Source organism: Phyllobacterium sp. P5_D12, assembly GCF_054049495.1.
Window position 1 is genome coordinate 1 of record NZ_JBFUMG010000275.1, and the last position, 5,878, is coordinate 5,878.

At 58.8% G+C, this 5,878-nt stretch carries 6 protein-coding genes; 3 read left to right on the plus strand and 3 right to left on the minus strand.

Features of this window, described 5'->3' with window-relative positions:
* The 3 genes from ACXJ5O_RS16895 to ACXJ5O_RS16905 form a co-directional block, all read left to right on the plus strand.
* On the plus strand, positions 1-1,319 hold a 1,319-nt coding region (locus tag ACXJ5O_RS16895), incomplete at its 5' end, for a gamma-aminobutyraldehyde dehydrogenase (protein ID WP_457300896.1).
* 63 nt (positions 1,320-1,382) lie between these two features.
* Positions 1,383-1,988: a sulfite oxidase-like oxidoreductase gene (locus ACXJ5O_RS16900; RefSeq protein ID WP_457300897.1), complete on the plus strand. Its 606-nt coding sequence runs from the start codon at positions 1,383-1,385 to the stop codon at positions 1,986-1,988.
* A gap of 3 nt (positions 1,989-1,991) precedes the next feature.
* Positions 1,992-2,741, plus strand: coding sequence for a ferredoxin reductase (locus tag ACXJ5O_RS16905; RefSeq protein ID WP_457300898.1), 750 nt, complete (start codon positions 1,992-1,994; stop codon positions 2,739-2,741).
* Positions 2,742-2,743: 2 nt separating this feature from the next.
* On the opposite strand, the gene ACXJ5O_RS16910 is transcribed toward ACXJ5O_RS16905, so the two are convergent.
* The 3 genes from ACXJ5O_RS16910 to ACXJ5O_RS16920 are packed head-to-tail and all read right to left on the minus strand — an operon-like array spanning position 2,744 to position 5,838.
* On the minus strand, positions 2,744-3,562 hold the full coding sequence (locus ACXJ5O_RS16910) for a carbohydrate ABC transporter permease (RefSeq protein ID WP_457300899.1): 819 nt from the start codon (positions 3,560-3,562) through the stop codon (positions 2,744-2,746).
* 11 nt (positions 3,563-3,573) lie between these two features.
* Positions 3,574-4,479, minus strand: a complete 906-nt coding sequence (locus ACXJ5O_RS16915) for a carbohydrate ABC transporter permease (protein ID WP_457300900.1) — start codon at positions 4,477-4,479, stop codon at positions 3,574-3,576.
* A 30-nt stretch (positions 4,480-4,509) separates the two neighbouring features.
* Positions 4,510-5,838: an ABC transporter substrate-binding protein gene (locus ACXJ5O_RS16920; RefSeq protein WP_183665541.1), complete on the minus strand. Its 1,329-nt coding sequence runs from the start codon at positions 5,836-5,838 to the stop codon at positions 4,510-4,512.
* Between the last annotated feature and the right edge of the window lie 40 nt (positions 5,839-5,878).

The following is a 5,878-nucleotide window of genomic DNA, read 5'->3' on the forward strand; positions in this document are numbered from 1 at the left end:
CCCATGGCCAGATCGATGCGGCGGTCGATGCTGCGGAACGGGCCTTCTCTGCTTGGTCCCGCACTACCCCTGCTGAACGTTCCGGATACCTGCTCAAGATCGCAGACGCTATCGAGAAACATGCGGATGATTTCGCTGCGCTTGAGGCCTTGAATTGCGGCAAGCCCATTAACGCCGTGCGCAATGACGAGATGCCGGCGATCATCGATTGCTGGCGTTTTTTTGCTGGAGCGGTGCGCACCCTCACCTCGCCCGTGGCCGGTGAATATCTGCCGGGTCATACCTCCATGATCCGCCGCGACGCGATCGGCATTGTTGGCTCTATCGCGCCGTGGAATTACCCGTTGATGATGATGGCGTGGAAACTGGCGCCTGCGATCGCCGGCGGCAACACAGTCGTGTTCAAACCGTCGGAGCAGACGCCGCTGACCGCGCTGAAAATGGCGCGCCTGCTGGCGGACATCCTTCCCGAAGGTGTCGTCAACGTCATTCTCGGACGCGGCGAGACCGTCGGCAATGCGCTGATCAACCACCCGAAGATCGGCATGGTTTCGATCACCGGCGATATCGCCACCGGCAAGAAGGTGCTGCAAGCCGCGGCAAAAACCGTCAAGCGCACGCATCTCGAGCTCGGCGGCAAGGCCCCCGTGATCGTCTATAACGACGCCGATCTCGGGGCTGTGGTCAACGGCATCCGGACTTTCGGCTACTACAACGCCGGGCAGGACTGCACCGCTGCCTGCCGCATCTATGCGCAGGACGGTGTCTACGAAAAGCTCGTCGCCGACCTCACCTCCGCCGTTTCCACCATCCGCTACAATGATGCCGACGATACGGTCAACGAAATCGGCCCGCTCATTTCTGGGCGTCAGCGTGACCGTGTTGCGAGCTTCGTCGAGCGGGCGACCGAGCAGAAGCACATCGAGATTACCACCGGTGGCGGCGCAGGCAGCAAGGATGGCTTCTTCTTCCAGCCGACCGTGGTCGCCGGCGCTACACAGGAGGATGAGATCGTCCGTCGCGAAGTCTTCGGTCCGGTCGTTTCGGTCACGCGCTTCAAAGATGATGACCAGGCCGTCACCTGGGCCAATGACAGCGATTATGGCCTGGCCTCTTCGGTGTGGACGCAGGATATTTCCAAGGCGATGAAAGCCGCGTCGCGCCTGCAATATGGTTGCACCTGGATTAACACCCACTTCATGCTGACCAATGAAATGCCGCATGGCGGCGTGAAGCAATCGGGTTACGGCAAGGATATGTCGGTCTATGCGCTGGAAGATTATACTGCCGTGCGCCACATCATGATCAACCATGGTTGACCGGATCCGGTCTTGGCCGCGACAGACCTTTGTGGTTGTATGAGGTGCTAGGAGTTCACAACCATGACGACACGCGGCTTCACCGGCCGGCGCCAACCGCCAGAAATCAAAGACCGTATCCCGCCAGGTCAAACGCTGACCGACGACTTTCCCGTCCTGTCGGCGGGGCCGACGCCGCGAGTCCGCACCGACGACTGGTCGTTTACGCTCAAGGATGGGCCAAAACCGCTCATCAAATGGAACTGGGCCGAATTCAATGCGCTGCCGCAGACGAAGTTCACCCGGGATATCCATTGCGTCACCGCCTGGTCCAAGCTGGATACACCATGGCAGGGCGTTTTGATCGACGATATTTTCGCTGAGGCCGGTATCGAGCCACCGACCGAGTTCACTCTCGCGCATTCCTTCGATGGCTATGCGACCAACGTTCCGGTGAAGGATCTGTTAGGCGGCAAGGCGATGATCGCCACCTTCTATAATGGCCAGCCGCTGACGGCGGATCATGGCGGCCCGGCGCGGTTGCTCGTTCCGCATCTTTACTTCTGGAAATCGGCGAAGTGGATCAATGGCCTGCAATTCACCACGCGTGACGAACCGGGCTTCTGGGAATTGCGCGGCTATCATATCTACGGCGATCCGTGGCGCGAACAACGCTACACTGGCGATTGAGGTATGTCAGATCAGATAGCCGCAACAAAGGCGGAATGGCAGCGCGCAACTATCACTGAAATCGTCAGGCAGACACCGCGTGTCGTCAGCTTCTTCCTCCAGCCATCTGAGCCCCTTGCCTACCGGCCGGGGCAGCATGTGGATGTCCGGTTAAGCGCGCCGGACGGCTATCAGGCGCAGCGCAGCTATTCGATCGCCTCGACGCCGGAGCAGGGCGAAATCATAGAGCTTGCCATTGAAAGACTGGAGGATGGCGAAGTGTCGGCCTTCTTCCACGAGGTCGCTAAGATCGGCGATGAGATCGAGCTTCGCGGGCCGATCGGCGGGCATTTCATCTGGACCGTCGAGGATGGCGCGCCAATCCTGTTGATCGGCGGCGGCTCCGGTGTGGCACCGCTGATTTCGATGGTCCGCCACCGTGCTGCGCAACAATCACTGGCGCCTATCCTGCTGCTCTATTCCGCCCGAACGTCGGACGAACTGATTTTCCATGATGAATTGCAGATGTTCAATCAGTCCGGCAACGGCTTCGATCTGGTCTTGACGTTGACGCGCGAGCCATCGTCGCAGGAGAGCGATTATACGCGGCGCATCGACCCGGCAATGATTGTGGATGTCCTCGCCCGCATGCCTTCGCAGCCCAAAGAAGTCTTCGTTTGCGGATCCAATGCCTTCGTCAATGCCGCGGCCGACGCACTAATCGGCGCGGATGTTCCCGCCGCCATCATCCGCACCGAACGCTACGGCGTATAGGCTTACTTCACCGCGCCAGCGGTGAGCCCCGCAATGATCTGGCGTTGGGCGAAGACGGTGAGCAGCAGCACCGGCAGCGTCACCACGAACGCCGCCGCCGCGAGCGGTCCCCAACTGACCTGCTCGAACGAGAGCATGTTGTAGACCGCAACCGGCAGCGTGCGCGTTTCGCGGCTGGCCAGCACGATGCCAAAGACGAAATTGTTCCATGAGAAGATAACCGCAAGGATCAGCGCGACAACCACGCCCGGCTTGGCGATCGGCAGTGCCACGAGACGAAACGCCTGCCACGAGGTCGCGCCATCGATCATCGCCGCTTCTTCAAGTTCGATAGGTGTCGTCTCGAAATAGCCGATCATGATCCAGATGACGATAGGCACCGTCACTACCAGATGGATGATGATCTGTKGCCAGAGCGTCCCAAGCAGACCCAGGGTTTGGAACAGCAGGAACAGCGGGATCAGATAGGATAGGCCCGGCGTCATGCGCGCGATCATGATGACGATCGCCGACTTGTCCGCTTTCAACCGGGCGATGCCGTAGCCGGCAGGCACACCAACGATCAGCGCCAGGATTGTCGCCGTCCCGGTCACGAGCAGGCTGTTCCAGAAATAGTGCAGAAAGTCATTGGCAGCGAAGATATCGCTGTAGTTCGACCAGGCGAACTGTTCCGGAATGAAGATCGGCGGATAAGCACCATTGTCTATCTCGTATTTCAACGAGAGTGACAGCATCCACAGGAAGAAGAAAATCGCCGGCGACACGATCACGAAGACGATGAAGGCGGTGCCCGACCATTTCAGCAGTTTGCGAAGCAGCATTTTCTCGTCCCTCAGCTGTTCCACTTGGTCCGCTGGCGCAGATGCAGCAGCGCAAGCGACATGGTGATGATGACGATAAAAAAGACGACGGCGATGGCCGAACCATAGCCAATGTCGTAGTAGGCGAAGGCGACATTGTAGAGGTAGATGTTGATCGTTTCCGACGCCGTGCCGGGACCGCCTTGCGTCATGGCGAAGATGATATCGAAGCTTTTCAAGGCATCGATGGAACGGATGATCACAGCCACCATCATGAACGGCAGGATCATCGGAAAGGTGATGTAGCGGAATTTCTGCCAGCTATTGGCCCCATCAATCTCCGCACTCTCGAAGGGATCGCGTGGCATGGCAGCAAGGCCGCCGAGAACGATGAGCATGACCAGTGGTGTCCATTGCCAGGTCTCGACCAGCACCAGGGAGGGGATCACCGTGTTCTGGTTGAATATCCACTCCTGCGGGCCAATGCCAATCAGCGACAGCAGATAGTTGAGAACCCCCAGTTGCGGGTGAAACATCATCGTCCAGACGAGAGCGACCGCGACGGGTGTCGCCATCATCGGCATGACGAATATGCCGCGCAAAAGCCCGCGCATCGGCAACTTGCTGTCGAACACCAGCGCCGCGATCGTGCCGAGAAAGAGCGGTGCCACGACGGACAGGAAAGTATAGACCACCGTGTGCCCCATCGATTGCCAAAACCGGGCATCGCCTGCGAGCCGCACGAAATTGGCAAAGCCGACGAAGCTCTTTTCTCCGCCAAGGTGCCACTCATTGACACTCATCCACAGGGTAAACACCCATGGGAAAACAATCACCGCCACGACGATGACCAGTGCCGGAATAACGAACGGCCAATAGCTCGGCGTAAACCGGCCATCGCCGTTCTTAACCTTGGCACTTTGCTGTTCATTGGTCATGGTCGAGGCGGTAATTGTCATGCTGTTACACTACGCTTCGCTTTTTTCCAGGATCGGACGGAATTCTTCCGTCGCACGCTTCATTTCCGCTGCCGGATCGGCGCCGCCAATGACATTGGTCAAGGCGACACCCATCACATCACGGAACTCGGTAACCGGCACGATGACCGGCAGGCAAAGCTGGCTCACCTTGGCAGACTCGGACAGGACGCTTGCCCACTCGGCAGGCATGGTCACGCCTTTCAGGATTTCCGGGTCGTTGAGCACCGAATTGCGGAAGGGAACGCCGGAGCCGGACTGCAGAAGACGCGCACCCATCTCCTTCGAAATCGCCCACTGGCAATAGAGGTAGGCTGCTTCTTTCTTCGATGAGCCTTCGGTAACGCCGATACCGTCGCCGAATGTCGGGGCAGCCTGTGCGCCAGGCCCCTTCGGCATGACGCCGTAACCGACCTTGCCGACAACGCGCGACTTTTTGGGATCCTCCAGCGGGGGCGCAAAGCCGATACCATCCATCCACATGCCAACCTTGCCCTGCAGGAAGCTCGACTGGCATTCGGCCCAATTGAACCCTGTCACGCCGGGCGGTGCGGATTTGGTCATCAGACGCTGGTAAAGTTTGGCGGCCTCGATGGATTCCGGCGTGTCCGATTGCAGTTTGCCGTCCATCACGGTGCTCTTGCCATAGCCGAGCATAAAGCTCGCCCATACGGGCGTATTGGCGTTTTTCATGCCGCGGGCAACGAACCCATAGGTGCCGGCATCCTTGTCGGTCAGCTTTTCAGCGGCAGCGACAAGTTCCTCAAACGTTTTCGGGTATTCGATGCCCTTGGCGGCGAACAGATCCTTGTTCCAGTAGATGATCCAATAATCCACCGAGAAGGGAAGCCCGCCAAAGCGGCCGTTCTTGTCCTTGGCGAAATCGAGACCCGCCTGCGCAAAGTCGCTCTCGGTCAGCGAGGCCTCGGTGAGGCTCGGATCCTTCAGGAACGGCGTCAGATCGGCGAGCCATCCGGCTTTCTCAAACTGGCGCTTCTGCACGTGATAGCTGATATGGATGACATCGAAGCTTGGCTTGCCGGATGTCAGCTCGATGACCGCCTTCTGGCGCTGCTGCTGCTCGGGCGTCTGTTCGGCGTTGACCTTGATACCCGTCAGGTCCTCGAATTCCTTCTGGTATTTCTGCAGGATATCGCCACGCGGGCTCTTGATCAGATTGACCTCGAGGGTCGTACCCGCATATTTCTTCCAGTCGACGGCGGCAAATGCCGGCTTCAGGCCGGTAATGCTCGCGGCTCCAAGTGCCGCAGACCCGGCCAGGAACTGGCGGCGCGTCGGTTTGACGAAGTTCATGCTCATTGTTTCCTCCTCTTGTGACTTTGCACGGCAACTCCCATTG

Bases quoted from the DNA above. Each gene is read 5' to 3' on its own strand.
- ACXJ5O_RS16905 (WP_457300898.1), top strand. From the start codon at position 1,992: ATGTCAGATCAGATAGCCGCAACAAAGGCGGAATGGCAGCGCGCAACT.
- ACXJ5O_RS16900 (WP_457300897.1), top strand. From the start codon at position 1,383: ATGACGACACGCGGCTTCACCGGCCGGCGCCAACCGCCAGAAATCAAA.
- ACXJ5O_RS16920 (WP_183665541.1), bottom strand. From the start codon at position 5,838: ATGAGCATGAACTTCGTCAAACCGACGCGCCGCCAGTTCCTGGCCGGG.
- ACXJ5O_RS16915 (WP_457300900.1), bottom strand. From the start codon at position 4,479: ATGACCAATGAACAGCAAAGTGCCAAGGTTAAGAACGGCGATGGCCGG.